At 66.3% G+C, this 26,158-nt stretch carries 29 protein-coding genes; 28 read left to right on the forward strand and 1 reads right to left on the reverse strand.

What is annotated here, in order from left to right; translation table 11 throughout:
- Positions 1 to 121 precede the first annotated feature (121 nt).
- The 28 genes from R0232_RS06800 (at position 122) to R0232_RS06935 (ending at position 24,937) form a co-directional block, all read left to right on the forward strand.
- Positions 122 to 661, forward strand: a complete 540-nt coding sequence (locus R0232_RS06800; protein ID WP_431511646.1) for a hypothetical protein — start codon at positions 122 to 124, stop codon at positions 659 to 661.
- Positions 658 to 1,338, forward strand: coding sequence for a hypothetical protein (locus R0232_RS06805; RefSeq protein ID WP_431511647.1), 681 nt, complete (start codon positions 658 to 660; stop codon positions 1,336 to 1,338). The genes R0232_RS06800 and R0232_RS06805 overlap by 4 nt, the downstream gene beginning before the upstream one ends.
- Positions 1,329 to 2,261: a DNA cytosine methyltransferase gene (locus R0232_RS06810; protein WP_431511648.1), complete on the forward strand. Its 933-nt coding sequence runs from the start codon at positions 1,329 to 1,331 to the stop codon at positions 2,259 to 2,261. Before R0232_RS06805 ends, R0232_RS06810 begins: the two co-directional genes overlap by 10 nt.
- 98 nt (positions 2,262 to 2,359) lie before the next feature.
- A complete protein-coding gene (locus R0232_RS06815) occupies positions 2,360 to 2,788 on the forward strand; it encodes a regulatory protein GemA (RefSeq protein WP_431511649.1) in 429 nt (142 codons plus the stop codon).
- Positions 2,788 to 3,291, forward strand: coding sequence for a hypothetical protein (locus tag R0232_RS06820; protein ID WP_431511650.1), 504 nt, complete (start codon positions 2,788 to 2,790; stop codon positions 3,289 to 3,291). The genes R0232_RS06815 and R0232_RS06820 overlap by 1 nt, the downstream gene beginning before the upstream one ends.
- A gap of 238 nt (positions 3,292 to 3,529) precedes the next feature.
- On the forward strand, positions 3,530 to 4,672 hold the full coding sequence (locus R0232_RS06825; protein ID WP_431511651.1) for a hypothetical protein: 1,143 nt from the start codon (positions 3,530 to 3,532) through the stop codon (positions 4,670 to 4,672).
- Between the two features lie 38 nt (positions 4,673 to 4,710).
- Entirely contained in the window at positions 4,711 to 5,070 is a 360-nt protein-coding gene (locus R0232_RS06830) for a DUF2190 domain-containing protein (protein WP_431511652.1), read from the forward strand.
- Between the two features lie 64 nt (positions 5,071 to 5,134).
- The gene (locus R0232_RS06835) at positions 5,135 to 6,091 is read left to right on the forward strand and encodes a hypothetical protein (RefSeq protein ID WP_431511653.1); all 957 of its coding nucleotides are present in this window, start codon (positions 5,135 to 5,137) and stop codon (positions 6,089 to 6,091) included.
- A 143-nt stretch (positions 6,092 to 6,234) separates the two neighbouring features.
- Positions 6,235 to 6,726 carry a hypothetical protein gene (locus tag R0232_RS06840; RefSeq protein WP_431511654.1) on the forward strand — a complete coding sequence of 164 codons (492 nt, stop codon included), beginning with the start codon at positions 6,235 to 6,237 and terminating at the stop codon, positions 6,724 to 6,726.
- 3 nt (positions 6,727 to 6,729) lie between these two features.
- Positions 6,730 to 7,257: a phage protein Gp36 family protein gene (locus R0232_RS06845; protein WP_431511655.1), complete on the forward strand. Its 528-nt coding sequence runs from the start codon at positions 6,730 to 6,732 to the stop codon at positions 7,255 to 7,257.
- Complete coding sequence (locus tag R0232_RS06850) at positions 7,254 to 7,697, forward strand: phage virion morphogenesis protein (protein ID WP_431511656.1); 444 nt, start codon at positions 7,254 to 7,256, stop codon at positions 7,695 to 7,697. Before R0232_RS06845 ends, R0232_RS06850 begins: the two co-directional genes overlap by 4 nt.
- On the forward strand, positions 7,694 to 8,290 hold the full coding sequence (locus R0232_RS06855) for a hypothetical protein (RefSeq protein ID WP_431511657.1): 597 nt from the start codon (positions 7,694 to 7,696) through the stop codon (positions 8,288 to 8,290). Before R0232_RS06850 ends, R0232_RS06855 begins: the two co-directional genes overlap by 4 nt.
- The gene (locus tag R0232_RS06860) at positions 8,290 to 8,574 is read left to right on the forward strand and encodes a hypothetical protein (RefSeq protein ID WP_431511658.1); all 285 of its coding nucleotides are present in this window, start codon (positions 8,290 to 8,292) and stop codon (positions 8,572 to 8,574) included. Before R0232_RS06855 ends, R0232_RS06860 begins: the two co-directional genes overlap by 1 nt.
- A 31-nt stretch (positions 8,575 to 8,605) precedes the next feature.
- Complete coding sequence (locus R0232_RS06865) at positions 8,606 to 10,093, forward strand: phage tail sheath subtilisin-like domain-containing protein (RefSeq protein WP_431511659.1); 1,488 nt, start codon at positions 8,606 to 8,608, stop codon at positions 10,091 to 10,093.
- A 32-nt stretch (positions 10,094 to 10,125) separates the two neighbouring features.
- Complete coding sequence (locus tag R0232_RS06870) at positions 10,126 to 10,497, forward strand: hypothetical protein (RefSeq protein WP_431511660.1); 372 nt, start codon at positions 10,126 to 10,128, stop codon at positions 10,495 to 10,497.
- Positions 10,498 to 10,591: 94 nt separating this feature from the next.
- Entirely contained in the window at positions 10,592 to 11,206 is a 615-nt protein-coding gene (locus R0232_RS06875) for a phage tail assembly protein (protein ID WP_431511661.1), read from the forward strand.
- Between the two features lie 25 nt (positions 11,207 to 11,231).
- Positions 11,232 to 13,328 carry a phage tail tape measure protein gene (locus tag R0232_RS06880; RefSeq protein ID WP_431511662.1) on the forward strand — a complete coding sequence of 699 codons (2,097 nt, stop codon included), beginning with the start codon at positions 11,232 to 11,234 and terminating at the stop codon, positions 13,326 to 13,328.
- Complete coding sequence (locus tag R0232_RS06885) at positions 13,325 to 14,773, forward strand: DNA circularization protein (protein ID WP_431511663.1); 1,449 nt, start codon at positions 13,325 to 13,327, stop codon at positions 14,771 to 14,773. The genes R0232_RS06880 and R0232_RS06885 overlap by 4 nt, the downstream gene beginning before the upstream one ends.
- Positions 14,773 to 15,909, forward strand: coding sequence for a phage baseplate assembly protein (locus R0232_RS06890; RefSeq protein WP_431511664.1), 1,137 nt, complete (start codon positions 14,773 to 14,775; stop codon positions 15,907 to 15,909). Before R0232_RS06885 ends, R0232_RS06890 begins: the two co-directional genes overlap by 1 nt.
- Positions 15,909 to 16,544 carry a phage baseplate assembly protein domain-containing protein gene (locus R0232_RS06895; RefSeq protein WP_431511665.1) on the forward strand — a complete coding sequence of 212 codons (636 nt, stop codon included), beginning with the start codon at positions 15,909 to 15,911 and terminating at the stop codon, positions 16,542 to 16,544. The genes R0232_RS06890 and R0232_RS06895 overlap by 1 nt, the downstream gene beginning before the upstream one ends.
- A gap of 72 nt (positions 16,545 to 16,616) precedes the next feature.
- Positions 16,617 to 17,192 (forward strand): phage GP46 family protein, encoded by a 576-nt coding sequence (locus R0232_RS06900; protein WP_431511666.1) that lies wholly within the window; start codon positions 16,617 to 16,619, stop codon positions 17,190 to 17,192.
- The gene (locus tag R0232_RS06905) at positions 17,189 to 18,316 is read left to right on the forward strand and encodes a baseplate J/gp47 family protein (protein WP_431511667.1); all 1,128 of its coding nucleotides are present in this window, start codon (positions 17,189 to 17,191) and stop codon (positions 18,314 to 18,316) included. The genes R0232_RS06900 and R0232_RS06905 overlap by 4 nt, the downstream gene beginning before the upstream one ends.
- Positions 18,313 to 18,906, forward strand: a complete 594-nt coding sequence (locus tag R0232_RS06910; protein ID WP_431511668.1) for a putative phage tail protein — start codon at positions 18,313 to 18,315, stop codon at positions 18,904 to 18,906. The genes R0232_RS06905 and R0232_RS06910 overlap by 4 nt, the downstream gene beginning before the upstream one ends.
- Positions 18,907 to 18,915: 9 nt before the next feature.
- Positions 18,916 to 19,800, forward strand: a complete 885-nt coding sequence (locus R0232_RS06915) for a hypothetical protein (RefSeq protein ID WP_431511669.1) — start codon at positions 18,916 to 18,918, stop codon at positions 19,798 to 19,800.
- 10 nt (positions 19,801 to 19,810) lie between these two features.
- A complete protein-coding gene (locus tag R0232_RS06920) occupies positions 19,811 to 20,356 on the forward strand; it encodes a hypothetical protein (protein WP_431511670.1) in 546 nt (181 codons plus the stop codon).
- Positions 20,353 to 23,337, forward strand: a complete 2,985-nt coding sequence (locus R0232_RS06925) for a hypothetical protein (protein ID WP_431511671.1) — start codon at positions 20,353 to 20,355, stop codon at positions 23,335 to 23,337. The genes R0232_RS06920 and R0232_RS06925 overlap by 4 nt, the downstream gene beginning before the upstream one ends.
- A 40-nt stretch (positions 23,338 to 23,377) precedes the next feature.
- The gene (locus R0232_RS06930) at positions 23,378 to 23,806 is read left to right on the forward strand and encodes a hypothetical protein (RefSeq protein ID WP_431511672.1); all 429 of its coding nucleotides are present in this window, start codon (positions 23,378 to 23,380) and stop codon (positions 23,804 to 23,806) included.
- A 339-nt stretch (positions 23,807 to 24,145) separates the two neighbouring features.
- Complete coding sequence (locus tag R0232_RS06935; protein ID WP_431511673.1) at positions 24,146 to 24,937, forward strand: LysR substrate-binding domain-containing protein; 792 nt, start codon at positions 24,146 to 24,148, stop codon at positions 24,935 to 24,937.
- Here the strand turns inward: R0232_RS06935 and R0232_RS06940 are convergent.
- Positions 24,918 to 26,108, reverse strand: a complete 1,191-nt coding sequence (locus R0232_RS06940) for an ABC transporter substrate-binding protein (protein ID WP_093353655.1) — start codon at positions 26,106 to 26,108, stop codon at positions 24,918 to 24,920. The two genes, R0232_RS06935 and R0232_RS06940, sit on opposite strands and share 20 nt — an antisense overlap.
- Positions 26,109 to 26,158: the final 50 nt, after the last annotated feature.

Genomic DNA, 26,158 nt, shown 5'->3' on the forward strand with positions numbered 1-26,158 from the left:
ACCCAGTTGTCTCCTTGATCGAGTTGGACCGGTTTGCCGGCAACCGATCTTTCCCCGGCCTCGCGCCGGGGGCTTTTCCTAAAGCGTCGGAGGTCGGCGCTTCACGAAAGGCAAGACGAACATGACGCATAGCACCCCCGCAATTCACTTCCTGATCGACACCAGCCGCGAGCCGACGATGGATGACCATTGGCACTCGAAAGAGGCCGAGATCGAATGGCTGCGCTCGAAGGTCTTCGAGCTGCAGTTCCAGCTCGAAGGCCGGCGCGGCGCCTCGAAGTCCACCGAGTGGACTGCCGCCGTGCTCGGCGCGATCGGCGCCATCCTGCTCGCGACCAACTTTCATCCCGGCTGGGGCTTCGCGTTCTTTCTCGCGAGCAATGCCGTGTGGCTGCGGTACGCGGTGCCCGCGCGCCTGTGGGGCATGGTTGCGCAGCAGACCGTCTTCACTGGCACCAGCCTGATGGGCCTGTGGGTCTGGTGGATCGAGCCCGTCTACGCGTCCTCGCGCTTCGCCACGCTGTTCGTGTCGGTCGCGGGCGAGCTGCTCGCCTGGATGATCCCGGCGCTGATGTTCTTCGGCGGGCTCGGTGCGGTCCTCTACTGGATCGGCGCAGTGGCCCTCAAGCGCCGCAAGGTCGCTGGGAGCGCAGCGAAGTGAACGCCGAGGCCGAGCCGGACACCTACATGCCGCCGCCGAATGGTTGGTGCTGCTTTCACTGCGGCGAAACCTTCACATTCACGCGGGGCGGATACCGCCGCGCACGGGTGCACTTCGGCGCAACGCCGGACTGGGCGCCTGACTGCATCGAGCGCCGCACCGCGCCCGATAGCACGCTGCTCGATGAAGCACGTCGCGCGCGAATCGCGAGCACGGAGTTCATGAGGGAGCGCGACGAGGCGATCAGCGAGGCAGAGATCGCCTCCTGCACGTTGCGCTCGTGGGCGGGCGCCATCAAGGGCGCCAAGACCTCGCACGACGCCCGATGCGCCTTCGAAACGATGGAGGGCCGCGCGCTGGCCGCCGAGGCTGTGCTGTGCGAGCTGCAGCGCACCGCGCCTGATGAACTTCTCGCCGCCCGTATCGCCGTCTGCGGGCCGGGCACCTACTACCCGCTGCCGCAGCTCAAGGGCATCGAAGTGGTGACGTGGATTTCGGTCGCCACCGACATGCCCGATGCCGACAGCACGGTGCATATCACGCTCGACCCGGAAGCGTCCGGTGAGCCGGTGTGGCTCGGACACTTCGACGGCGAGGTCTGGCGCGACACGGAAGGCCATGAGGTGCGCGTCCTCTACTGGGCGCAAATGCTGCGCGGAGGCCTGCAATGCGCTTGAAAGACCTCACCGCCATCGATCTCTTCGCGGGCATGGGCGGCATGTCCGAGGGCGCGCGACAAGCCGGCATCGCGGTGAAGTGGGCCGGCAACCACTGGCCTCCTGCCGTGGAATGGCATGGAGTCAACCACCCGGACACGATCCACGCTTGCCAGGATGTGACGCAAGCCGACTGGCGGCATGTGCCAGGGCACGACATCCTGCTCGCGTCCCCGGCCTGCCAGGGTCACAGCCCGGCTCGTGGGAAGGAGAAGCCACATCACGACGCGCTGCGCTCGACCGCGTGGGCCGTGGTCGATGCCGCTGCCTACCATCGCCCGGCGGCCGTCGTGGTCGAGAACGTCAAGCAGTTCGCGACCAAGTGGGTTCTCTACCGCGCATGGTGCGAGGCGATGCATGCACTCGGCTACGCGCTGTCGCCCATGCTGCTCAACGCGGCGGACAGCGGCGTGCCGCAAGAGCGAGTCCGCCTGTTCATCGTGGCTACGCGCAGCCAGCATCCGATCGCGCTGCGGCTGCTCAAGCGTGACCATGTTCCCGCCTCGTCGTTCATCGACTTCGGAGCGGGCCAGTGGAAGCCTGTCGTCCATAGCAAGCGCAAAGCAGCCACGCTTGCACGCGTCGCTGCAGGTCGGTCCCGCTTCGGCGATCGCTTCCTGATGCCGTATTACGGCAGCGGGTCGGGCCTCACGGGTCGCTGCCTCTCTCGCCCGATCGGGACCATCACCACGGTGGACCGATGGGCGGTGGTCGATGGCGATCGCATGCGCATGCTCACCAAGGAAGAAGACCGGGCGGCGATGGGCTTTCGCGGCACGTACCAGATGCCCACGAACCACAAGCTGGCCGTGCACATGCTCGGCAATGCCGTGTGCCCGCCGCAGGCTCACGACGTGCTCCAAGCTCTTTCGGAGGTCCTGTGAAGCCAGTTCCTGAGGTCATCAACAAAAAGCCGTTCCCGAAGAACGCGGCGCCCAGCTCGTGGGATGCGACGCGCCGCCGCGAACTGGGCCTGATACACATGGCGAAGAAGCACTTCGCGGACAGGCACGGCATGACGCGCGAGGACTACGAGCACGCCATCCAGACCGCGACCCGCACCACGAAGACCAGCGCAGCCGACCTCACACACGCCGAGCGCAACATGCTGCTGACGCACTTCAAGGCCATGGGCTTCGAGGTCATCCCTCGCGGGGGTGCGAAGCGCCTGGACGCACCGCAGCACAAGAAGCTGCGGGCGCTGTGGTACGCGCTGGCCGACGTTGGCGCGGTCGAGCGGCCCGAGACGGCTGCGAGCTGCGATAGCGCGGTCGAGGCCTGGGCCAAGCGCCAGAGCCACGGCAAGGTCGGGCCGATCGAGCGCCTGCGCTTCGCCGACAGCGGGCAACTCCACAAGCTGATCGAAGAATTGAAGGCATGGGGAAAGCGCGTGGGGGCGCAGGTCGAGTGATGAGCGACGAAGCCGCTCCCGCCGTGAACCTCGAAGCGTTGCCGCCCGCGCTGCGCGAGCTGGTGCGCGTGCTCGGCATGGACGATGCCCTGGTGCTGGTGAGCGCGATGGGCGGTGGTCGCATCAGCGTCCCCCACAAGGCACGCGAAGGTAACGAGCTGGCGCTGCTGCTCGGCGCGGTCGCGTTCGACAAGCTCGTGAAGGAGTACGGGGGCGAGTCGCTCCTACTGCCAAAGGTGGACTCGTACCTGCGCGAGCTGCGGCATGAGCAGGTGCGCCGGGCCAAGGCGCAGGGCCTCGACGTGGACGAGATCGCCGAGCGCACCGGCTACACGCGGCGCCATGTCTTCAACATCCTGGGCGGCTATGCGGACAGCCGCGATGCGTTCACAATGGACCTGTTCGGCGGCGAGGACGAGCCGGCGAACGAGCCTCCCGCGATGGTCGAAACGGGGTCCGGCAACGCAAACAACCCGTTCGGTCTGACCGGTGGGCGGACCTAGGACGCGGAACCCCGTTTGAAACCGCCGGAAACCCGTTTGAAAACGGCGCGCCGGCCAAGTTGATACATCCGGCCGACTTTCGGCTCCGAGGGCTCCTAGGCCCTCTTTTTCATCCCCCCTCCAAACCCAGTCTGCCGGTGAACTGCTTCACCGGTACTTTTCTGGGTCGGATCGGCAAAGTGCGGCCATGCCTAAAGCCGTACCGCCCACCGCGAAGACCTCGACCAAACCCAACACCATGACCGGCCTCGCGGGCTGGGTCGAGGTCTTCAAGGCGGGTTCGCACATCGACACCAAGGGCCGCCCGATCACGTTCTCGCAGGCCGACCTCGATGAGATGGCCGAGAACCACAAGCTCGGCGCCGCCCCCGCCGTCATCGGTCACCCGAAGATGGACTCGCCCGCCTACGGCTGGGTGGCCGAATACAAGCGCGAGGGCGATTCGCTCTTCGCCCGCTTCGATGACATCAACCCGGCTTTCGAGGCGGGCGTGAAGTCCGGTGCTTACCGCAATCGCTCGGTGAGCGTCTTCCCCGACAAGGAAAACGGCTGGCGCATCCGGCATGTCGGCTGGCTCGGTGCCAAGCCGCCCGCGATCGACGGCCTGCAGCCGGTCGAGTTCGCAGGCACCGATGGCGACTCGCACGAGTTCGCCGCCCCCGGCTATGCGCTGGTCTGGGCGATGGAGTCCGCCGGAAAGCTACTGCGCGGCCTGCGCGAGGCGATCGTCGCCGACAAGGGCATCGAAGAAGCCGACAAGGTGCTCCCGCAGTGGCAGATCGACAGCGTGATCGAAGGCGCAAGCCAGGCCCGCACGCAGTTTCAGGAGGCCGACACCGGCCGTCTCTTTTCTCAATCCGACAACTCCGGAGGTTCCATGTCGATTTCCAAAGAAGACCTCGATGCAGCCATCGCCAAGGCACTCGCCGATGGCAAGGCCGCAGCGACGGCCGAATTCGCGTCCAAGGACGAAGAGCTGACGCAGCTTCGCGGCAAGGTCCGCAGCGATCGCATCGGCGGCCTGATTAAGGGCTGGAAGGCCGAAGGCAAAGTTCTGCCGGCCGAAGAAGTGGGCCTCGCCGAGTTCATGGGCGCCCTCGAAGACGCCGAGTCCGAATTCACCTTCGCGGCCGGCGACGGCAAGGACGCCAAGAAGACGCCGGCCGCCTTCTTCGCGGAGTTCATGGCGGCGCGCACGCCCGTGATCAAGCTGGGCCGCGCCACCAAGGTGAGCGATGACCCGGGCACCTCTGCGATCGACCTCAAGGACTCGAAGGCCATCGCGAAGGCGGCCAGCACCTTTCAAGCCCAAGAGGCCAAGGAAGGCCGCGAGATCAGCATCGACGCGGCGGTGGCGCACGTCACGAACCAAGGCGCCTGAGCGCCGGCCTCACTCCCTCAACTACCGGAGCACCTCACATGCCCATCAATTCCGATTTCCGTGGCCGCGTGGCCGAAGGCGCCGTCGGCAAGCTGCTGATCATCAAGGCCGGCACCGCCGACATGAGCTGTGTGGTGGCCGCTGCCGCTACCGACAAGCTGCTCGGCACCAGCGACGAACTGGACCACGTGGCCGGCGAAATGGTCGATCAGGCGGTCGGCCCCGTGCCCAAGGTTCGTCTCGGGGGCACCGTGGCTGCGGGCGATGCGCTCACCAGCAACGCGGCCGGCAAGGCCATCGCGACCACCACCACCGGCAATCGAATCATCGGCTTCGCCGAGATCGCAGGCGTCGCCGATGACGTCATCACCTACCTGTACGCCCCCGGCGTGGTCTGAGCCGCACGCGCGTCGCTGATCAGCCCGCTCGCTCCACCTTCACGCAACCACTGGACTCGCAACCATGAACCATCCCTTTGTCATCGTCCCGTCGCTCGCCGCGATCGCCATCGCCTACACGCAGGGCAACCTGATCGCCGACGAGGCCATGCCGCGTGTGCCGGTGCTAACCGAGACGTTCCGCTACTTGCAGCACGAGCTCGCCGATGCGTTCCTCGCACCCGAGACTCGCGTCGGCCGCAAGAGCGCGCCCAACCAGCTCGACTGGGGTTCGAAGGAACTGTCGGCGACCGTGGAAGACCACGCTCTCGACGCACCCGTGCCGAACGCGGATCAGCTCGCCTGGGAAAACGCACGACAAGCGGCTGGCGGCAACGTCTCGGCGCCCGATCCCCAGGCACGGGCCGCGAAGCTGGTGATGCAGTCGGTGCAGAACCGTCGCGAGAAGCGTGTGGCCGACCTGATCTTCAACGCCACCTCCTATGCGGCCGGCAACAAGGTCGTGATGACCGATGAATTCTGGGACGACTACGCCGGCAGCGATCCCCTGGTGCAGATCGATGATCTCCTCGACAGCATGGTGATGCGCCCGAACATCGCCATCTTCGGCCGGCGCGTGGCCTCGAAGCTGCAGCGCCACCCGAAGGTCTGCAAGGCGGTGTTCGGCAACAACACCGATGCGGGCAAGGTGTCGCTCGCCGCACTCGCGGCCGAGATCGGTGTCGAAAAAATCCTCGTGGGCGATGCCCGCCTCAATACCGCAAAGCCCGGCCAGCAGCCGACGCTCGCCCGCGTGTGGGGCAATCACGCTGCGTTCATCTGCCGCAACAAGGAAGCAGACACCCAGGCGGGCGTGACCTTCGGCCTCACCGCCGAGTACGGCGACAAGGTCGGGGGCGTGATCGAGGACGCCGACGTGGGCATGCGCGGCGGCGTGCGCGTGCGGGCCGGCGAGTCGGTGAAGGAGCTGATCACGGCCGGCGACCTGGGCTATTTCGTTCAGAACGCGATCAGCGCCTAAGGAAATCCTGAGGGCGCGAATAACCGCGCCCAGCCGATGAAGCGCAGAACCGGGCGACGGGGCGAGCGCAGAGGTCATAGCGAAGGCGGGGAAGGCTTGTCGCCCAGGCTCCCGCCGCTTGTTCTTCACACATGGAGTTGCACATGAGCAAGATTCTTCTCGGGCTGCAGTTGCTGATCGCGCTGTCGGCCCTTCGCCAAAAGGGAAAGGTCATCCCGGAGGGTGAACCGGTGCAGCTCTCGCCCGAGCGCGCCAAGGTCGTGATCGACTGCGGCGCCGCACGGCCCGCCACCGAGGCCGAGATCGCCGCCTACGAAGCGGGCGAATCCCTTGGCGACCACGCCGACGCCGACGCCGACGCCGATGTCGATGCCGATGCCGATGTCGATGCCGATGCCGATGCCGATGCCGATGCCGATGCCGATGGCGATGGCGATGGCGATGGCGATGGCGATGGCGAGGCGGGTGCAGGCGATGACTCGGGCGCCCCCTCGGCCGAAGGCAGCGCCGCCCCGAGCATCGCCAGCGGCGCCGCCGAAGCGCCGCCCGCACGCAAGACCCCCGCCGCAAAGAAGGCGCCGGCCGGAAAGCGCGCGCGTCGCAAGCCCGCGGCCAAGACCGCCACCAAGGCCTGATCGATGCCCTACGCCACGCCCGCACGTTTCATCGAGTCTTACGGCCTCGAGGAGACCGTGCAGCTCCTCGCAGATGAAGAGCAGTTGCTGACCGCGCAGCTCCTCAAGGATGCGCTTGCGGGCTCGTGGACGGGCTCGCCGAGCCAGGAGGAGAAGGATGCGGCCCTCTCGGCCGTGGCGCGCTGCACGCGCAAGCTCGAAACGCAATCGAACTTCATGGACGGCTACCTTCGGCCTGCGGTGGTGCTGCCGCTCTCGCCCGAGGACGCCAACGCCGGGACGCTCGAAGAGTGCTGCCTCGCGCTGACCCGCTGCGCTCTTGCCGACGACCCCGACAACAGCACCGAGGCGATGACTGACTGCTGCAAGGGCTGGCGCGCGTGGCTGGGCGACATCGCGAAGGGCAAGGTCAAGCTCGCCGGGGCGAACGGCCAAGCCGTCCCGCAGAGCGGCGGCACGCGCGTGGGGCAATCGAAGACCATGTATCAGTGGCCCGGTCACGGCATGGGCGCATGGAAGGGTCGGCCATGAGCGGGGTTGAGCTGCGCGCCGGATTCAACAGCGACCCGATCCGCCTGCACCTCGCGCGCCTCGCCATTGCGGACGCCGAGGGCTACATCCGCGCTCGCGAGGACATCGGCGAGTACATGGTCGGCGAGGTGCAGGACAACCTCGACGGCCAGAAGCTCTACGACGGCTCGGCCATGCCGCAGAGCAAGGCCGCGATCGCGCGGGTGGGCAAGACGCTGATCGACAAGCATCACCTGTACGACAGCTACGTCTTCCAGCTCGTGTCGGGCGGCACCGCCATCGGCTCCGATCTCGTCTACGCGGCAATCAACCACTTTGGCGGCAAGACCGGGCGAGGCAAGAAGACCAAGATCGATGCCCGGCCGGTGATGGGTGTCGGCCCGACGCAAGAGCGCGCGATCGGCGACATCCTGATCGCGGAAATCGAGGCACTGCAATGAGCGGTCTTCTCCTCGACAAGGTGACCGCCTACGTGCGCGAGAGCTTTGACAAGAAGCTCGTGAATCAGGTGCTCCCCTACGGCGGCGAGTTCAGCTCGGCCGAGATCCCGTTCAAGAGCTACACATGCCCCGCGATCTTCATCGCGTGCCTCGGCTGGACGCCGAAGCCGAGCGGAAAGCGTGTGGCGGGTCGGGGTGTGCGCTCGGTCAGCATGGCGGCCTTCGTCGCCTACAAGCACGCCAACCGCGTACAGCGCATGAACGGCGCGATGCTGCTCGCGGACATGCTCTGCTCGGCGCTGTCGAAGTGGCGCATCGATCCGGCCGACGAACCTGTCTCGCTCATGCCCCTGGACGAAGACCCCACGGCAGAGAACCTCTACAGCCGGGCGGTCGATGCTCAGACTCAGGCCCTATGGGTGGTGCGCTGGACGCAAGACCTCAAGGTGAACGCCCAGCCCGGCCAGCTCTTCGACCTGCTCGCAATTCACATCGATGAGCACTACCAGCCAGGCGCCGTCCCCGCGCCCGTCAATCCGGACCGGCCACCGCTGGCCGTGACCGATGCCATTCACTTTCCGCAGGAGCCCTGATGACCCGAACCACCACCGCCAAGCCCGCCAGGACCGCAGCCAGCAGCGCGCAGCTCGAAGTCGATGCCAGCACCGCCGCCACACCCGAAAACGCGCCCAAGGCCGTTGCTCGCCCCCGCCTGGGTGAAATGGTTCACGTCGCTGTCGCCGAGGGTGTGCGCCTCAAGAACAACGAGACGGGCGCCTTCTTCGTCGCGGGCGTGCCCACGCCGCAGACCGTGACCGCCACCACGCTGCGCCGTCTGGATGACGGCGACTTCGAGATCGTGGACGCCTCGATCTAAGCCCTTTCAACCCTCGATCACTGGAGAACCCATGTCGATTCCCAACCTCCTGAGCCTCAACTTCCTGGTGCCGTTCGTCGCCAACAAGATCGACTTCAAGCGCGCGATCCGTGGCCTGCGCGGCATGCCCCGCCGGCTGCTGCTGATCGGCCACAAGCTCACGGCCGGCAGCGCGACCCTCAACACCGTGCTGACCGTCTCGACCGAGACGGATGCGATCGAGCGCTTCGGCGAAGGCTCGATGCTGCTGGCGATGTGGCGCGCGGCCAAGGCGAATGCAGACCTGGGCCTGCCGATCGACTGCATCGCGATCGCGCCGGGCAATACGCCGATCTCGGCCACCAGCACGATCGTGGTCGCGAACACGGGCGGCACTGTGGCATTCTCCGGTGAGGTGATGCTCTACATCCACGGCAAGCGCATCAGCGTGGGCGTCACGACCTCCGACACCGACGCGACCGTCGCGACGAAGCTGATCGCGGCCATCAGTGCGCAGACCTCGCTTCAAGTCACGGCCGCCGCTGGCGCCAACCCCGGCGAGGTCAAGCTGACCGCGAAGTGGGGCGGCCCCACAGGCAACAGCATCGACGTGCGCGGCGCCTTCTACGACGAGGATCGGCTGCCCGCAGGCCTCACGCTGACGATTCCCGCGATGGCTTTCGGCGCGGTGAATCCGGACGTGTCGCCGGTCATCACGGCGATCGGTCTGAGCCGGCCGACCGAGATCGTGTGCCCCTTCCTCGACAGCACGAACCTCAACCTGCTCGAAACCGAGCTGGCGGCGCGCTGGGAGGCGAACAACATGCGCGATGGCATGGTGATCAACGCGATGCGCGGCACCGAGTCCGAGATCACCACGTTCCTCAACGGCCGCAACAGCCCGCACGTCCACACCATCGCCACGACCAAGGACCTGACGAACCCGTGGGAAACCGCCGCCATGGCCGGCGCCGCGATCGAGAGCCAGGCTTCGAAGGACCCGGCCGTGCCGCACACCGGCATCCCGCTGCTGGGCTACGTCGGGCCGAAGCCCGCGCAGCACTGGACCATCGACCAGATGAACAACCTCCTGCAGGCCGGCGCTTCGCCGCTGGAGGTTGGCCAGGACTCCACCGCCAACCTGCTGCGCATGGTGACGAACTACACGCTCAGCAGCGCAGGCGCACCCGATCGCTCCATGGCCGAGGTGTGCTGGCTCAAGACCGCGAGCTACAAGCGCTGGTACAACGTGACGGAGTTCCAGACGAAGTACCGGGGCTACAAGCTGGCCCAGTACATCACCGACCCGATCCCGGGCCAGAAGATCATGACGGCGCAGCTCGCCGAAGAAATCATGCTCGGCATCTACAAGGTGTTCACCGACGTGGCGCTGTGCCAGAACCCGAGCTACTACAAGGAAACGCTCGTGGTCGAGATCGACGGCGTGAATCAGAAGCTGCGCATCATCGATCAGCCGGTGCTCGTGACGCAGCACTATCAGACCGAGGTCAACTCGGAAGTCGTCGGCGGCACCGTCTGACGCCACGCCAACCCGCAACCAAGGAGAAACACATGGCAGGCGAAAAGAGTCTTTTCCACATCGATGAACTGGTGATCGACGGCGCGCCCATCGCGATCGAGGACAGCACCGCGCAGATCACGGGCGCGGCCCGAAGCGAGAACACGGTGGTTCCCAGCTCCCAGGGCGATGACTACACGTCGCGCAAACGCGTTCCCACGACGGTCACCTTCAAGCTGCAGTTCGGCGCGAACGAGTCGGTCGAAGATTTCTCGTTCGTGAGCGACTCGCAGGTGGTGTGCCGCGACAAGGTGAACGGCAAGCGGGCGCTGATGCCGCGCTGTTCGTTCGCTTCGCTGGGTGTCATCGGCGCGGGATCGGTCGATGTCACGCTGAACGTGCTGGCGCCGATCCAGTGGATTTGATGGAACGTTGAAGAGGCCGCGAGGCCTGGACTGTGGTGATAGGGGGCCGGTGTTGACCGGCCCCTTTGCTTTTGGGGCGGTGAAGCGCTTCACCATGACCCGCAGACGCGCGGCGCGGAAACTCGGCGCCATGCACCCCCAGCCCACCCCCATCACCTCCGCCCCGGGCATTCCGGACCTTTTCTCCCTGACCCTTGTTGACGGGCTCCCCGTCGATCGCGAGGGCGCCGTCATCCGCTATCGCACCGTCCGCCTGCGCGAGACGGGCATCGCCGAAGAACGCGCAGCGATTCGGCAAGCCGAGCGGGTCGCCACGGTGGGCGGTGTGGCGGAGCTGCTGGTGAGCAGAGCCGATTTCAGTTTCGCGATGACCGTTCTTCACATCGAGTCCTTCGAGTGCGACGGCGCGAAGATTCCGGCGGCGGTGATCGACGGCAAGATGGTCGGCAAGCTCAGCGAGCATGACTTCCGCCTGATCGAACAGCGGGTCTACCTGATCGAGCTGGCCGCCCAGGTCCGCTACGGCGTGATCACGCGCGAAGATTTCCATGCCCTCTCCGGCGGCGTCGTGCCGAGCGCCGCCCCTCAGCCCGTGGGCCAGACTTCGGACGTGGGAGCGAATGCTGCTGCGGGTGAGTCTGGCCCTCAAATGCTCAACGACTTCGCTGGAGCGGGAGCCGCTGGCGCGCCTGCAGTGGATGCACGCTGAGATCGCGGCGGCTGGAGGTTGACCCATGCGTGAGCTGAAACTGCGATACCTGATCGATCTCGTCTCGAACATCAGCGCTCGGGCGAAGGCCGACGCAGAGGCGATCGAGAAGTCGCAGAAGGTGATGCAGGCCGCGATCACCGGCACCAGCAACAAGCTCACCAACTGGAACGACCTGAACAGCAAGACGACGCGCAACACCGCGCTGCTGCAGGATTCGCTCACGGGCGCTTCGAACAAGTTCACCGCGCTGGATCGCGTGGTGACGCGGTTTGGCTACAACAGCAGCACCGAGCGCCAAGTCGCCTATGTGCAGCGGCTGTCGGCTTCGGTAGATCAGGCAAACGCGCGGGTGTCGAGGCTCAGAACCTCGCTCGCCAACCTTTCTGACAAGGCCCCTGAATACGCCGCAGGGGCGGCGGGCGCCTACTACGGAGCGAAGCGCGTAGCGACGCCGTTCGTTCGCGACTACAGCAACCTTGAATCCGCCACTTCAGACCTCAAGGTCGCGATGCTCGATTCCACAGGAAGGGTGTCGAAGGACTTCGAGAGGATCGCCGCCGAGGCAAAGGCTCTTGGCGAAAAGCTGCCGGGTGGGACGAAGGATTTCATGCATGCCGCGCGTGGCTTGCAGACTCAGGGTGTGCCCACCGCCGTGATCGCAAATGGCGGACTGAGAGCGAGCAGCTATGTCGGCGCATTGCTGACGATGCCTCAGGAGCAAGCCGCCGAGACCATCGCGAAGCTTCGAGAAGCCCACGGCCTAAATGATGATGAGCTTGTGCCCGCAGCGGACTTGGTCCAGCGCGCGTACTTCGGCTTCGGTATCAAGCCGCAGGACTACCTCGAGACCGCGAAGTACTCGGCTGACACCTACAACGCGATGGGCATCAAGGGGTTGGCCCAAACGCGCGAGACTCTGGCGATTCAAGGTATGGCGGCGAATGTAGGCCTCGAAGGGTCTTCGTTCGGCACCAACTACGCGCAGATGCTGCGCCGCCTTGGGCAGATCGACGCCCGACTAAGTCGAAAGAGCGCGGAGGCGAAGGAGGCAAGAGCACTGCTCAGCGAGCACGGAATCGACATGAAGTTCTTTGATGAAAAGGGTGTGTTCAAGGGGAACCTAAACATGCTCCAAGAGCTGTCAAAGCTCCGAACACTGAACCCGCTTCAGCAGCAGCACGTCACGAATCGCTTGTTCGGCGTTGAGGCCAGTCGGCCGGCCCAGATTCTTATCTCCAAGGGTCTAGAGGGCTACGAATCGGCGCTGCAGACCATTGACAACCAAGCCAACCTCGATCAGCGCATCGAGATGAAGATGAGCACCTTCGCGGCCAAGCTGGAGGCCCTCGGCGGCACGATCGAGAACGTTCGAGCGCAGATCGCCAAGCAGGCGGGCGATGCGTCGAAGCCAATGCTCGATCGCATGGCGAACTTCGTGAGTGGGCCGCTTCAAGGATTCTTCGAAGACAACCCGGGCGCCGGCAGCGCAGCTCTTGGTGCTGGGGTGGTGGGCGGCGCATGGCTCGGCGCACGGGCATTCAAGTCGGGAGCTAGCTATCTTTCAAACCTGCTGCGCGGCACGCCCGCAGCGGTTGCAGTTGCTGAAGGCGCGGCGGCGGTTGACGCCACTGGGGGTGCCGCGAAGGCCGCCGCCGTCGCCTCCAGCGCCTCTAAGGCCAGCATGTTGGCGCGCGGATTCGGCGCGCTCAATCCTTTGATGCTGATCGAGGCGTTCACGGGGCCGAGCGATGAAGACATCCAGCGGCTCTACGCGATGGACCGCGAGAATGCCGGCTACCGTGGCCGAGGCTTCGATGACCCGAGGCGCCTGGACCGCACCACGCCGTCGCCCGATCCGACCGTGCAGGGGGCCATCAATGGCCGCTTCGCCAGCGGCCTGCCGATCCCCCGAATGGACTTCGTGACGCTGACCGCTCCGGGTGCCACGGCCGAGACGCTCAAGCCGGGCCAGTCCACCGAGGTGAAGGTCGGCGAGGGGAAGCTGTCGATCGCAGTCTCGATCAGCGACGACCGCGTGACCACGCGCACCACCGTTACGCAGCAGCCTTCCCTCGTGCGCATCGACGCGGGCAACACCAACCCGGGAGCCGGCAATTGAGCTGGATTGACCAACTGCTGCCGGCCTCGTTCCGGGGCGTTCCCTTCCATGTAGACGACATCTCGCACTGGGCCGGCGACACGGTGGTGGTGCGCGAGTACCCGTTCCAAGACCTGCCGACTGTGTTCCGCATGGGCGAGGCAGCCGAGGAAATCCGGTTCTCGGCCTACGTCATCGGCGACGACTACATCGCTCAGCGCGAGGCACTGCGCGAGGTGCTCACGGGCGAAGGCGTGCTCGTGCACCCGACCGCCGGCTCGATCCGCGCATACGTGGCCGGTCGGTTCGGCATCAAAGAGAACCCGACCTATGAGGGCGGCGTCGCTCGCTTCGAGCTGACCTTCATTCGCGCCGAGTCGCGGCGCTACCCCACGGGCGTGCCCAACACCGAGGGCGATGCCGAGGACGCGGCCGACGAAGCGGCCGATGCGGCCGAAGAGCAGTTCGCCGCGGAATTCGAGCTCGACGGCCTGCAGGGCTGGGTCGCGGATTCCGCGCGCTCCAGCATGCGATCGACCCTCGATGCGGTGTGGGGTCAGGTCGGGGAGCTTGCGAGCGGCCTGGGGGCGCTGGGTGGCCTTGGCGCGCCTGCAGCGCTCGGTTCCCTGGAATCGCTGGCGTCGATGGAGGGCCTCGGCTCCCTGCGATCGCTCGCGGCGTCCGGCGCCCTCGGCGATCTCGGCGACATCGGCATGCTGGCCGACTTCGGCAATGCCCTGATCGGAGGCTTTCAGGCCGCGAGCCAGGGCTTCGATGCGCTGGTGCTGCAGCCGCGCGCGCTGGCCGGCGCGCTGCGGAGCCTCTTCGAGCTGCCCGTGCAGCTCCCGCAGCCGCTGGCCGGCCGCTATCAGGCTGCATTCGCCGGCCTGTTCGTCATGGCGCCGCTCCTGCGCCGCAACGTCATCGAAGTGCCCATCGTGCCCGAGCCGGGCGAAGGGCTGGTGATGTTCGGTCGCGGTGATCCTGCCTTCCTGGGCACCGATGGCGCCGCCCGCGCCCAGCTCGCGCGGGTCAATGCGGTGTGCGACCAGTACGTCGAGACGCTCGCGACGGCGGCCTACGTGCGCGCGACCGCGCAGCTCGACCTCTCGGCCTCCGACTACGACTCGGTGATGTCGATGCGCCGCATGGTCAACGACCAGTGCACGCGGCTGCTCACGGGCGCATCGTTGCGTCAGGCGCCCCAGGCGCTGCCGGTGAAGGACTGGCATGCGGGCGTCCTCGCGCTGCAGACCGCCGCCCTCAAGGACATGCAGGCCAGGAGCCGCGACGTGGTGCGCCTGGACGACTACACGCCCCAGGCATGGCAACCGGTCTGGGCCATCAGCTACTACCTCTATGGCACGGCCGCGTACGCCGACGAAATCCTCGGGCTGAATCCCCACATCGAGCACCCGCTGCTCGTGCCGCCGGGCAAGGCCCTGCGGGTGATGAGGCACGGCTGATGGCGACCGTTCCCCAGGCCGTAGCGCAGGAGTACACCCGCGACGATGCGCGCATCAGCGTGAAGGTGAACGGGAAGACCTTCGACGGCTGGCTGCAGAGCGAGGTCGATCGCGACATGGAGGCGCTGTGCGGCACCTTCAACATTCCGGTAGCGCTCACGCCCGGCGAGCCACCCGCGATCAAGCGGCAGGACGACATCGAGGTGTTCATTGGCGACACCAAGGTGATCACGGGCTTCGTGCTGGCGGCCGAGCCGTTCTATCGCCGCGAGGACTGCGGGATGCGCATCGTCGGCAAGGATCGGGCCGGTGATCTCGTGCGCAGCTCGGCGGTGCACAAGGGCGGCCAGTGGCTTAATGCCAGGCTTGACAGGATTGCGCGCGACCTCGTGGCGCCCTACGGCCTGGAGGTGAAGATCGACACCGACGTGGGCGAGGCGATCAAGGACTTCAAGCTCTACCACGCTGAGACGGTGCTGTCGGCGCTCTCGCGCGCGGCGCGGCTGCGCGGCGTGCTGGCGACCCGGGACAACGCGGGCAATGTGGTGCTCACGAAGGCCGGTCAAAAGCGCTTCCAGGGCTCGATCGTGCGGGGGTTGAACGTCATTTCGATGGATGGCATCGGCACCGACGAGAACCGGCATAGCGAGTACATCGCCTACGGGCAGTCGAACTGCATCGATGACTTCGAGAGCGCGCGCGGCCTCAAGGCGCACGCGAAGGACGCCGAGATCAGGCGGTACATGCCGCTGGTGATCAACGCGGACGGCAACACGACGCAGGCCGAGCTGCAGGCGCTGGTCGACCACACGGTGCGCGTGCGCCGGGGCCATGCCTACGGCATCCGCTACGTGGTCGAGGGCTGGACGTTCAAGGGCGAGGCGTGGCCGGTCAATGAGCGCGTGCCGATCTACGACGACGTGGCCGGCCTGGACGGCACCGAGTGGCTGATCACGAGCGTGCGCCAGACCTGCACCCGCCAGGACGGCGACATCACCGAGCTGGTGGTGCGCCCGATCGAGGCCTACGACACCGTGCCGCTACAGAGCAAGCCCAGGCGCAAGAACTGGGGCAACCGGGGCAACCGCACCAACCACCCGCGCGGGCCGCGCGATCGCGCTTCGGGGGGCTACTGATGGGGTTCATCCAGATTCGGCGGGCGTCCTTCCGTGGGCTGGTCGAGGCGCTCGTGCAGCGCGTGCGCGGCGACGCCATGGAGAACGACGCGAAGGAGAACGTCGAGCGGTTTCAGGACTATGGCTTTGCCGCGAACCCGGTGGACGGCCAGGGCCTCAAGATCGATTGGCAGGGGCACACCATCGTGCTGCGCATGGACCGCCTCGCCGAGCGGCCCCGGGTCGATGCCTATGAGGTCCGTGTCTGGCACAAGGAAGGCCACTACGTCGCGCTCAAGGCCGGGCGTTTGGTCGAGTGCGAGTGCGATCGCTTCGTGCTCAAGGCTTCGCAGAGTGTGGAGATCGAGACGCAGACCATGACGGTGAAGGCGTCCACCAAGGTGCGCGAAGAATCGCCGCTGCACGAGATGACGGGCCTTACGCAGACTCAGGAGCTGACCATTGGTCTGACCGGGCCGGGTGTGGCGACCATGACCGGCGGCACGATCAACTACCAGAACGTGAACCTCAACTATGCCGAGTGCACCACGCGCTACACGGGCGGAACGCTGAGATTCAACGACAAGGACCTGTCCGACACCCACACCCACGACGACGTGGAGCGGGGCAACCAGAAAAGCGGCACGGTGTCGTAGCGCCTCGGCGCTGGTGAAGCGCTTCACCATGACCGCGAGGCCCTCTCTCGCGAGACTTGCCGCATGTTCGATGTGGCAACCCGTCCCCAGCCTGCACCCACCGCCTCGGCGGTCATCGGGGTGCCTTTCGACTGGCGCCTGACGGCGCCCGGCCCGGCCCAGTCCTTCCCCTTCACCGACTACACCAGCGGCGTGCGCGTGCCGCTGGGCGCCGAGGCGCTGCAGGTCTACGCGCTGGAGCTGGAAGACACGCTCGCCACGGCCGTGATTCTGTCGCTGTTCAGCGATCGCCGCGCCGGCCCGGACGATGAGTTGCCGCTGCACCAGCAGAACCGGCGCGGCTGGGTGGGCGACGAGTTCATGGCCGAGGACTTCGACCCGCGCGTGGACTCGCTCGGCTCGCTGCTCTGGCTGTGCTACGTGACGAAGACCGTCACCGACGTGCGCGAGCGAGCGCGCTTCGCCGCGCAAGAGGCGCTCGCCTGGATGCTGCGCGACGGCATCGCCAGCCGGATCGACGTGACCACCGAGTGGGCGGGGCCGAGGCTTGATCGCCTCGCAGTGCGCCCGACCATCTACAAGCCCGGGCAGGTCGCCCCGGTCTACGACGTGCTTTGGGCCACGAGCCTGCGGAAAGGTGGCGCATGAGCAGCTCGCCCTTGAACGTCGCGATCCCCCAGATCGCCGAGCTGCAGCAGAACGCGGCGCGGCTCCTGCAGGAGTCGCTCGCCCAGGCCGGGCAGTCCACGATCCCGGCGCAGCTCTCGACTACCGATCTCGAGCTGGCGCGCAGCAACGTGAAGGTGCTCGCGTTCGTGCAGGCGGTCGGCCTGCACGGCGCCTATCGCTACCTGCGCGACTTCATCGCCCGCCAAGCCATCCCGATCAAGTCTGCAGGCGAATTTCTCGACGGGTGGCTGTCCACCTACGGACTGCCCCGGAAAGCGGCCAATGCGGCCGGTGGAGCGGTTTCCGGCACGGGTCTGAACGGCAACCTGCTCGCCGCTGGCTCGCTGCTGCAGGCCGGCGACGGCCGGCAATACCGGTTCACGGCCGATGCGGCGGTCTCGGCCGGCGTGGTGGCCGGGAGCATCGTCGCGCTGCTGGCCGGCACGGCGGGCAACCTCGCCGCCGGCACCGCGCTGTCGCTCGTGTCGGTGCAGGCCGGCATCGATTCGCAGTTCGTCGTCGGTGCCGATGGCGTCAGCGGCGGCACCGACGTGGAAAAGGACGATCAAGCCGTCTTCCGCCTGCAGCAGCGCCTGAGCAATCCGCCACTGGGCGGCGCGCCGGCCGACTACGCGCGTTGGGCCATGGAGCTGCCCGGCATCACGCGCGCATGGGGTGTGCGCAACCCGGCGGGCCCGACCTCGGCCGGCGTGATCATCATGGCGGACGGCAACGCGGCGCCCGGCATCCCCACGGCCGGGCAGCGCAAGCTCGTGCTCGACTACATCCGCGATCCGCGCCGTGGCCCGCCCGATGAACTGTTCGTGATCCTCCCGCAGGCGAAGATCGTCAACGTGAAGGTGCGGCTCGCACCCGACTCGGCCGACACGCGCCTGCAGGTCATCGCGGCCCTGCAAGACCTGTTTTTCCGCGAGGCCACGCCCGGCCAGGGCATGCCCATGGGTCATCTCGTGGAGGTCATCAGCGGCTCGCGCGGCGAGTTCAATCACACGCTCATGGAGCCCGAGGTCTACAGCGGCGGCTTCCTGACCGTCGCGAGCTTCGATGAGCTGCTCGTGCTGGGCACAGTGGAGTTCGTGTGATCGAGCGCTTCCTGCAGGCCCTGGTCTATCTGCTGCCGCAGGGCTTCGCGTGGCCGCGCCATCCCGACTCGGTGCTCATGCGCACCATGCGCGCGATCGCGGGCATGTTCGACGCGCTGCACCAGTTCACCCACCGCACCGTCGCCGAGTGGCAACCGCACTCCACGATGACGCGGCTCGCCGAGTGGGAGGAAGCCACGGGCCTGCCTGATCTCTGCTTTGGCACCGATCAGAGCATCGAGGAACGCCGCTACCTGCTGCTGATGCGCCTGCGGGGGGCGGTCCTGCCTTTCGAGGACTCCAGCCCGGCTGCGCCGTCCGTCATTGAGGCCATGTGCCTCGCCGTGGGCTACACGGTCACCGTTGCCTACAACACGCCGCTTCGTGTCGGCCATCGCATCGGCGATCGCTTGGGCCGCCTGGACGGCCTGCTGTACCTCACCGTGACCCTGCCCTCCGGCCGCATGCGCGTCGGCACGGCGCGTGTCGGCGATCGCTTGATCTACGGCACCAAAACCAGCAGCGACCTCGCTTGCCTGCTGGGCCGCACGCTCCCCGCGCGCTTCGCACCCGTCTACATCCTGAAATGAGGCCCACCCGTGGACTACACGCAATCTGACAGCTTCGTCACCCACACCGGCACCGGCCAGCGCATGCACAAGGAAGCGCAGGCCGTGCCGACCGCCTGGAGCGATAAGGACGCCAATTCGATCCTCTGGAGCCTGATGGAAGTGCTCAAAGCAGGCGGCCTCGCGGGCGTGCAGTTCGATCCCGACAACCCGGCCTCCTACAACCTGCTGGTGCGCGCGATCCGGAACATCAATCAGGCGGCCAGCTCCGACCTGCCGGGCCGGGTGGGCATCTTCCTGCAACCGAATCCGCCGACCGGCTGGATTCGCATGAACGGCGCGCTGCTCACGCGGGTCGCCTATCCCGAGCTGTGGGCGCATGTGCAGGCCGTGGGCGCGGTCACCGAGGCGGAATGGGCAGCAGGCCGGCAAGGCTGGTTCAGCTCGGGCGACCTTTCCACGACCTTCCGCATTCCTCTGATCGGGGCCGAGTTCGTGCGCGCACTGGACGACGGGCGCGGCGTGGACATTGGCCGGTTGATCGGCTCCACGCAGGCCGGCGACAACGCACCGCACAACCACCCGCTGACCGACCCCATGCACAACCATGCTGTGACCGACCCACAGCACGCCCATTCCGGCAGCACCGCGCCCGCCGGCGAGCACAACCACGGCGGAGCAAAGATTCCGCCCCGCGTCTCGGATGTGGACGCCACGGGCACAACGCCCTCTCTGTTTAGTACCGACTCCGAGGCCACGCTGCCCACCGAGCCGGACCACCAGCACGGTGTGACCGTGAACGCAGCGTCCACCGGGATCAGCATCCAGAACCGCGCCACGGGCATCACGCTGGCGTCGCAGGGCACCGAAGCGCGCCCGCGCAATGTGGCATGGCCCTTCTACCTGAAGTATTGAGCGAGGCCCTATGACCGACGACATCCAACTTGAGCACGCTTACAACCCGGTGACCGGGGCATACATCTCTTCGCGTCCCGCCGACATGTCGCCCCGCGAGCCGGGCGTCTACCTGATCTCGGCCTATGCCACCACGATCGCGCCGCCTGCCGTCAAGGATGACGGCTCCGAGGTGGCCTGCTTCCGAGATGGTGCCTGGGTGATCTTGTCGGTGGAGCCCGTGCAGGACGAAAGCGAGCAGCAGGCGCCCGAACCCACGCCACCAACCTTCGAAGAGCGCTTGAAGGCGCTTCAAGACGCCGTGCAGGCCGAGCTCGACGCCCAGTCGCGCGTCTACGGGTACGACAGCATCGCCTCGGCCGTGAGCTATGCCGATGAACCGGCCGTGCCACGGTTCCAGCGCGAGGGCCAGGCTCTGCGCGCGTGGCGCTCGATGGTGTGGGCGGCCTGCTACGAGCTGCTCGCCCAGGTGCAAGCCGGCCATCGCGAGGAGCCGACCCGCGACGAACTGATCGCCGAGCTGCCGGCCTACGAGGCTCCCGAGGACGCCGAATGACCCTCGCAACGCGCACCCTCCGTCTGCACCTTCTTTCGGTGCTAGGCGCGCCTCTGCCGGGCGCGAAGGTCACCCTGCGGCTGTCGTCCTATCAGGCCGACGACAATGACATCGTGCCGCTGAACTGGGTTCTGCCCGAGGACCCGGCCAAGCCCGGCGACTACGTGGCCCCTGTGTGGCCCAACACGAGCAACGATGGCGGCACGCACTACGACATGCTGGTGCAGGCCAGTGGGCAGCAACTGCTCGCGGCAATCCTCACCGTACCCGCCGGCGCTGGTGAAGCGGTTCACACGGCAAAGATCAACCAGCCGCCCTATCCGCCGGTCTATGCGGCCGAGAAGGCGGTCGCAGATGCCAACACGTTTGCCGATGCAGCCGGCGAGTCCGCGTCACGCACCCTAGCCGCCGTGGACACGGTGAAGCAGGTGATGGAGGACTACGAGACGGTCGGCGCCGCTGCTGCGCTAGCCAGCAGCAAGGCGGCGCTTGCGACCGAGCAAGCAACCCGCTCTGAGATCGCACGAGACGAGACGTTCGCTGCCCGAGATTTGGCGTTCGCGATGACCAACTCGCGTCCGAGCGTGCCGCTCGCGCTTGCAGACAACTCGATCCCGATCGGTGGAATATTCGCAGCACCAGGGCCGGACGGCTGGCAGGCCTATACGAAGACGAGCGGGACCGTCGCTACCCCAATTGGTCCGGTTGGTGCCACGGCTCAGTCGGTGCTCTATGCCTCGATGGTTACCGTCAGCCCGGAATCTGCGATCACGATTGACATGTCGGCAAGGACAGTCACCATCGGCGCGGGCTCGGCATTCTTCTATCGGAGCAACCGGCTGCCAATCAATCCGCAAGTCATCAATTTCCTTGCGGCCGATACTGGCGTCTTCATGCGCCTCTACTACGACCCAGCGACGGGCGTTGGTGGTGTGGCGGTTGGTGTTGGATCGACCATGCCCGGGGGCGTGGTGCTGCTGGCGTACCTCTTCCGGGAAAAGGCTATCGCGAACGATCCGGACGGCCGGATTGTCGTGTTGCAGTCGCAGCGATTGGCCGGACCGATGGAGCCGTTCCGGCCCCTGATCGGTGGAGCGATCACCATCAACATGCAGGGGCCGACGCTTCGCATTTCGACCAGCGCGCTCGGCTTTGTTCCCTCGAAACGCAACGACAACGGGGGGTTCCTGCAGATTCCTGCGGGCCAGAGTGTTCCAATTTCCGCGCCCTCCGGCTTGGTTTCCATCCACGCGCACCCAGTGACAGGCGCCCTCGCGGCGTGGAACCTCGGCGCCCCTCCGCCGCCGAACTGGCCCTTGCTCGCAGTGGTGCTAAACAACGTGCTCTACAAGCCGTCGACCAGCAACATCATGCTGGTCATGACGAATGGCGCCGAGTATGCCGACCCTGCCCGCACCATGGCCGGCGCGTACTTCGCAGATGCGGCGCTCACGATCAATCTCGCCACCTTGACGCTCTCCCTGGCCAGCTCCAGCGGAATCGCTGTCTGGAGCGATGGCTATCGCTCCGTCGCCTCGCAGCCGAGCGTCGCGTTCACGATGCCGTTTCCGAATGGCCTGTTGTGGGTCTACGTGAACAAGTCCACCGGCGTGATCGGAGCCATGGCTGCCGGCAGTGGTGTGCCGCCAGTCGGCAGCGCAGTCGTGGCCGAGGTCTACGGCCAGAAGCTCGACGCACCGCTCGATTCGCGCCGACAAATCAAGCTGATCGACACCAGCGGCAGCGAAGTCCCGAGCAGCGGCGGCGCAGCATTCGATCCGCTCGTGCAGCGGATGATCCTGCCCGACACGATGTATTTCGTTCAGAACAAGCCGATGCGGCTGTACCGGGCGCCATGCTTCGCTGACTTCCAGAACACTGTACGCACCGACATCGCCTTTTGGCTCGACACCAACGGCTCCTCAATCGCTGATCGCTTCCAGCCCGTGGGTGATTCCATAAAACTTGACCCGGCGCAGCTCGGTGCCACCTTTCAGCTCTGCTACCGGCACAACGCCCAACCCGACAAGCGATACATCAAGACGATCACCTGCGCCGTGGCCGCGCCGAATGCACTGAATGGCAAGACCATCCGTCACCTGCGGATAGCAGATTCACTGGGCGAAGTTCGGATGATGTCGGAGATCAAGACGCAGCTCGAAGGCCTCGGCGCAACCGTGATACCAGTCGGCACGTACTTTTCCACCGCGACGGAGGGACTGCGTGGTGAGGCTCGCGGATTCTGGGCATACCGAAACTTCATCGGAAAGGACAACCTTTCGAACGTCAACGGCGTGCCCACGCCGCACACGCTTGCACCACCTGGGCCGGACAGCACGAAGTTCGCAAATCCCTTCCTCCGGCTTGCTACTGTCACGGACAAGACGAACAACCCGACTTGGTGCTTTCGGAACACCGCATCGGAAAAAGAGCTGTCCTATGCGGACGATCCGGACAAGACTGGCAACTTCTATGTCTACGATTTCGGCTGGTACCGCGCGCAGCACAGCGTGCCGGCGCCAGATGTCATCACGCTGGCGCCATGGGCCAACGACCTCAACCTAGACCGAAGCGCATACAGCCAAGCCGAGCGCCTTCAGTTCATGCGACTGGGCCTGGACATCCAGATCAGGTCGATCAAGGCTGATCTCCCGAACGTCAAGATCTTGATCCTCCCGGCGCCTGCATGGTGCTCGGACAGCGTGAACGACCCGCGCTGGCTGACCGAGGCGGCCATCTGGGTTGAATGGTGCATGAAGGACGTGGCCGCGCTTTCGGCGACGTTTACCGGCCTCCATCTGGTCGGGTCCTGGCCGTTCATGTCGGAAGACTGGAACTACCCCTACAACCCCGCGCCACCGGACCTTTCCGCGACCAACAACACCAAAGTGAACACGATTTTTGATCGGGTGCACTTCGGGACCGTCGGGCAGGAGCAGAGCGCCAGCGTGGAAGTCGCGTGCATAGCGAACGTGCTTTGATCGAGCGAGGAACCATAATCCCCCTTTTGGAGGCGATCCTATGGACCTCAAAGCAATCGAGGCACGGCTTGAAGAGGGGTTGAAAGCTCGAGGCAAGGCAGTAGTGAACAGGAATGCGGTTTCTGCGCTGTTCGGTGCTTTTTCCGACCCTGTGGGTTCCTTGGGGAAAATCTTTCTTGGTCGTCAGGACGCATTGGACGCCGAGGCTGCGAGGCTCAAGCAGGATGTGATCGTTGAGCTGCTGTGCAAGATCGACGATGCCCTTTCGGGCGCCTCCCATGCGGCGACCTCCTCGGAGGTGGTGATTGAGGGCCTGATTGAGGCATCCGGCCACCAAGCCGACGAAGTCGTCGGCGTTTCGATCGAGAGCGGTGGCGAGAACGTTCGGTTTGCCGCTGGAGCCCGCGTGTCGGCCTCCGGTCAGGACGTGAAGAGCGTGACGGGTGTGAGAATTGGTGGCACGCGGTGACTTCGATTGACGTTCGGGTGGGCTACGTGTGCAGCCGCTGCGGAACCGGGACGGGTGTGCTCGACACTTCAGGCGGGGCGCCGACTTGCATCTGCGGCGGTGCTCTGGTGCCGGACCGGCGGCAAGGAGGAGCTTCGTTGGTTGTCGGGGCTCACTGTAAGCACTGCGGCTATCGCTCTGGCTTCCTCGTGGTGAACGATTCGAAGTGCCCGGAGTGCGGCGAGGAACTTCGTTAAAGCATCCGTCGCCGTTTCAACGACGGTGAACCGGTCTTTATGCCGGTTAAATGCTGGATCAAACCAAACGTCCGGCTAGCTCAAACCAAACGTCGCGCTACTGATGCTCGAGAGCCAGTTCGGCGTGACCCTGTTCCAGCGCAGCTCGCGCGGCGTGACCGTCACCGGTGCGGGCGAATCGCTCGCGGTGCATGCGCGGCTGATCCTGCGCGACGTCGACCGCATGCGCGCCGACCTCTCCGACTACGCGCAGGGCGCCACCGGCCGCGTGCGGCTGCAGGCCAATGCCTCGGCGATGGGGCAGTTCCTGCCCGACGACGTGGCGAGCTTCCGGCGCGCCTATCCCGAGATCCGCGTCGACGTGGAGGAGCACCGCAGCGTGTGGATCGTGCAGGCGATCCGCGAGCGCCAGGCCGACGTCGGCGTGATCACCGGCGAGACCTCGGACGCCAGCCTCAACTTCATCCCCTACCGCATGGACCGGCTGGTGGCCGTGGTGCACCGGCGGCATCCGCACCGCGGCCGCGAGGTCTCGTTCGAGCAGCTGCTCGATTTCGACTTCGTCGGCCTCGAGAGCGACTCCGCGATCGCGCGCACCATCGAGGACGCGGCCGCGCTGGCGCGCAAGGTGCTGCGGCTGCGCGTGCAGGTCAAGAGCTTCGAGGCCGTGTGCCGGATGATCGAGGCCGGCATGGGCGTGGGCATCCTGCCCGAGGGCGCGGCCGCCACCTACCGCAAGGAGATGGGGCTGCGCTTCCTGAACCTCACCGACGCCTGGGCCTCGCGCCGCATGTACATCTGCACGCGGCAGGAGACGCTGGGCTTTCCGCAGCGCCGGCTGGTGGACCACCTGCTGGCGCGCAGCGTCGCGCCCGTCACTTCATCAGGTCGCTGAGGTTCACCGGCTTGATCTTGCCGCCTTCCACCGTGGCCACCAGCGGGTCGACGATGGTGCCGCCCACGCTGTCCACGCCCTTGAAGCTGCCGGCATTGATCTTCTCGGGCAGTGCCTTGAGCGCGTCGCCGAGCTTGGCGCGGATCGCCGCCGCGTCGCTGGTGGTGCCCGCGAGCTTCATCGCGCCGGCCAGCGCGTGCACCAGCGTGTAGTTGTAGGAGGACTCGGTGGTCGCGTCCTTGTCGGCGCCGTAGGCCTTGCGGTAGGCCTCGGCGAAGCTCTTCGGGCCCACGCGCTCGTCGTAGGACACCGGCAGCACGCCGATCGAGCCCTCGAGCGCGCCGAGGCCGCCCGTGACCTTGGCCATCTCGTCGAACTTGGCCTGGTCCATCACCAGGAAGCCGCCCTTGAAGCCGAGCTCGCGCGCCTGCTTGGCCACCAGCGCGGTGGGTTCCGACGGGCCGCCGACGAACAGCACGTCGGGCTTCTCGGCCAGCACGCGGCTCACGCCGCTGTAGAAGTCGGCCGAGCGGTTGTACGACATGGGGTTGTTCGAGGCGATGGTGCCGCCGGCCTTCTCCCAGGCCGGGCCGAACAGCTGGCTCCAGTTCTTCGCGTACTCGTGGTCGCCCGGCAGCATGCCGACGCGCTTGCCGAACTTGTTCATCTCGTAGCGCGTGAAGGGCTCGATGTACGAGTTGAAGGTCGGCGGGATGCGGATGGTGAGCTTGTTGCCGGTCTCGGTGATCTTCGGCGTGCTCGAGTACGCCATCACGATGAACTTCTCCTGCTCGTTGAAGGCCTGCATCGCGTAGATGCCGCCCGAGTGCGGCACGAACACCGCCGGCGACTGGTGCTGCTGCACCAGCCGGCGCGCGTTGATGGCGGCGTCGGCCGGCGAGTACTTGTCGTCGAGCGCGACCAGCTCGAACTTGTACTTCTTGCCGCCGACCTCGAGGCCCGCGGCATTCACTTCCTTGATCGCCATCTCCATGCCGTTGACCACGTTCTTGCCATAGAGCGCGGCGCCGCCGCTCAGGGGGCCGGTGAAGCCGATCTTCACCGTGTCCTGCGCGAAGGCGGTGCCGGCACCGAAGGCGGCGGCCAGTGCGGCGGCCACGGGCAGCGCGGCGAGGCGGCGGCGGGTGCGAAGGGGCGTGGTGGATGTCATGGCGTTGTCTCCTGTAGTTGGGGGGCGAGGAAAAGCGGGGGACCGGCGCG

This window comes from Variovorax sp. DAIF25, assembly GCF_050711835.1.
In the GTDB taxonomy this organism is placed as follows: domain Bacteria; phylum Pseudomonadota; class Gammaproteobacteria; order Burkholderiales; family Burkholderiaceae_C; genus Variovorax.

Coding starts and splice junctions, on each gene's coding strand:
- R0232_RS06840 (WP_431511654.1), top strand. CDS start 6,235: ATGAGCAAGATTCTTCTCGGGCTGCAGTTGCTGATCGCGCTGTCGGCC.
- R0232_RS06835 (WP_431511653.1), top strand. CDS start 5,135: ATGAACCATCCCTTTGTCATCGTCCCGTCGCTCGCCGCGATCGCCATC.
- R0232_RS06860 (WP_431511658.1), top strand. CDS start 8,290: ATGACCCGAACCACCACCGCCAAGCCCGCCAGGACCGCAGCCAGCAGC.
- R0232_RS06855 (WP_431511657.1), top strand. CDS start 7,694: ATGAGCGGTCTTCTCCTCGACAAGGTGACCGCCTACGTGCGCGAGAGC.
- R0232_RS06870 (WP_431511660.1), top strand. CDS start 10,126: ATGGCAGGCGAAAAGAGTCTTTTCCACATCGATGAACTGGTGATCGAC.
- R0232_RS06920 (WP_431511670.1), top strand. CDS start 19,811: ATGACCGACGACATCCAACTTGAGCACGCTTACAACCCGGTGACCGGG.
- R0232_RS06825 (WP_431511651.1), top strand. CDS start 3,530: ATGACCGGCCTCGCGGGCTGGGTCGAGGTCTTCAAGGCGGGTTCGCAC.
- R0232_RS06850 (WP_431511656.1), top strand. CDS start 7,254: ATGAGCGGGGTTGAGCTGCGCGCCGGATTCAACAGCGACCCGATCCGC.
- R0232_RS06810 (WP_431511648.1), top strand. CDS start 1,329: ATGCGCTTGAAAGACCTCACCGCCATCGATCTCTTCGCGGGCATGGGC.
- R0232_RS06800 (WP_431511646.1), top strand. CDS start 122: ATGACGCATAGCACCCCCGCAATTCACTTCCTGATCGACACCAGCCGC.
- R0232_RS06935 (WP_431511673.1), top strand. CDS start 24,146: ATGCTCGAGAGCCAGTTCGGCGTGACCCTGTTCCAGCGCAGCTCGCGC.
- R0232_RS06925 (WP_431511671.1), top strand. CDS start 20,353: ATGACCCTCGCAACGCGCACCCTCCGTCTGCACCTTCTTTCGGTGCTA.
- R0232_RS06845 (WP_431511655.1), top strand. CDS start 6,730: ATGCCCTACGCCACGCCCGCACGTTTCATCGAGTCTTACGGCCTCGAG.
- R0232_RS06820 (WP_431511650.1), top strand. CDS start 2,788: ATGAGCGACGAAGCCGCTCCCGCCGTGAACCTCGAAGCGTTGCCGCCC.
- R0232_RS06815 (WP_431511649.1), top strand. CDS start 2,360: ATGGCGAAGAAGCACTTCGCGGACAGGCACGGCATGACGCGCGAGGAC.
- R0232_RS06940 (WP_093353655.1), bottom strand. CDS start 26,108: ATGACATCCACCACGCCCCTTCGCACCCGCCGCCGCCTCGCCGCGCTG.
- R0232_RS06930 (WP_431511672.1), top strand. CDS start 23,378: ATGGACCTCAAAGCAATCGAGGCACGGCTTGAAGAGGGGTTGAAAGCT.
- R0232_RS06890 (WP_431511664.1), top strand. CDS start 14,773: ATGGCGACCGTTCCCCAGGCCGTAGCGCAGGAGTACACCCGCGACGAT.
- R0232_RS06895 (WP_431511665.1), top strand. CDS start 15,909: ATGGGGTTCATCCAGATTCGGCGGGCGTCCTTCCGTGGGCTGGTCGAG.
- R0232_RS06880 (WP_431511662.1), top strand. CDS start 11,232: ATGCGTGAGCTGAAACTGCGATACCTGATCGATCTCGTCTCGAACATC.
- R0232_RS06875 (WP_431511661.1), top strand. CDS start 10,592: ATGACCCGCAGACGCGCGGCGCGGAAACTCGGCGCCATGCACCCCCAG.
- R0232_RS06865 (WP_431511659.1), top strand. CDS start 8,606: ATGTCGATTCCCAACCTCCTGAGCCTCAACTTCCTGGTGCCGTTCGTC.
- R0232_RS06830 (WP_431511652.1), top strand. CDS start 4,711: ATGCCCATCAATTCCGATTTCCGTGGCCGCGTGGCCGAAGGCGCCGTC.
- R0232_RS06905 (WP_431511667.1), top strand. CDS start 17,189: ATGAGCAGCTCGCCCTTGAACGTCGCGATCCCCCAGATCGCCGAGCTG.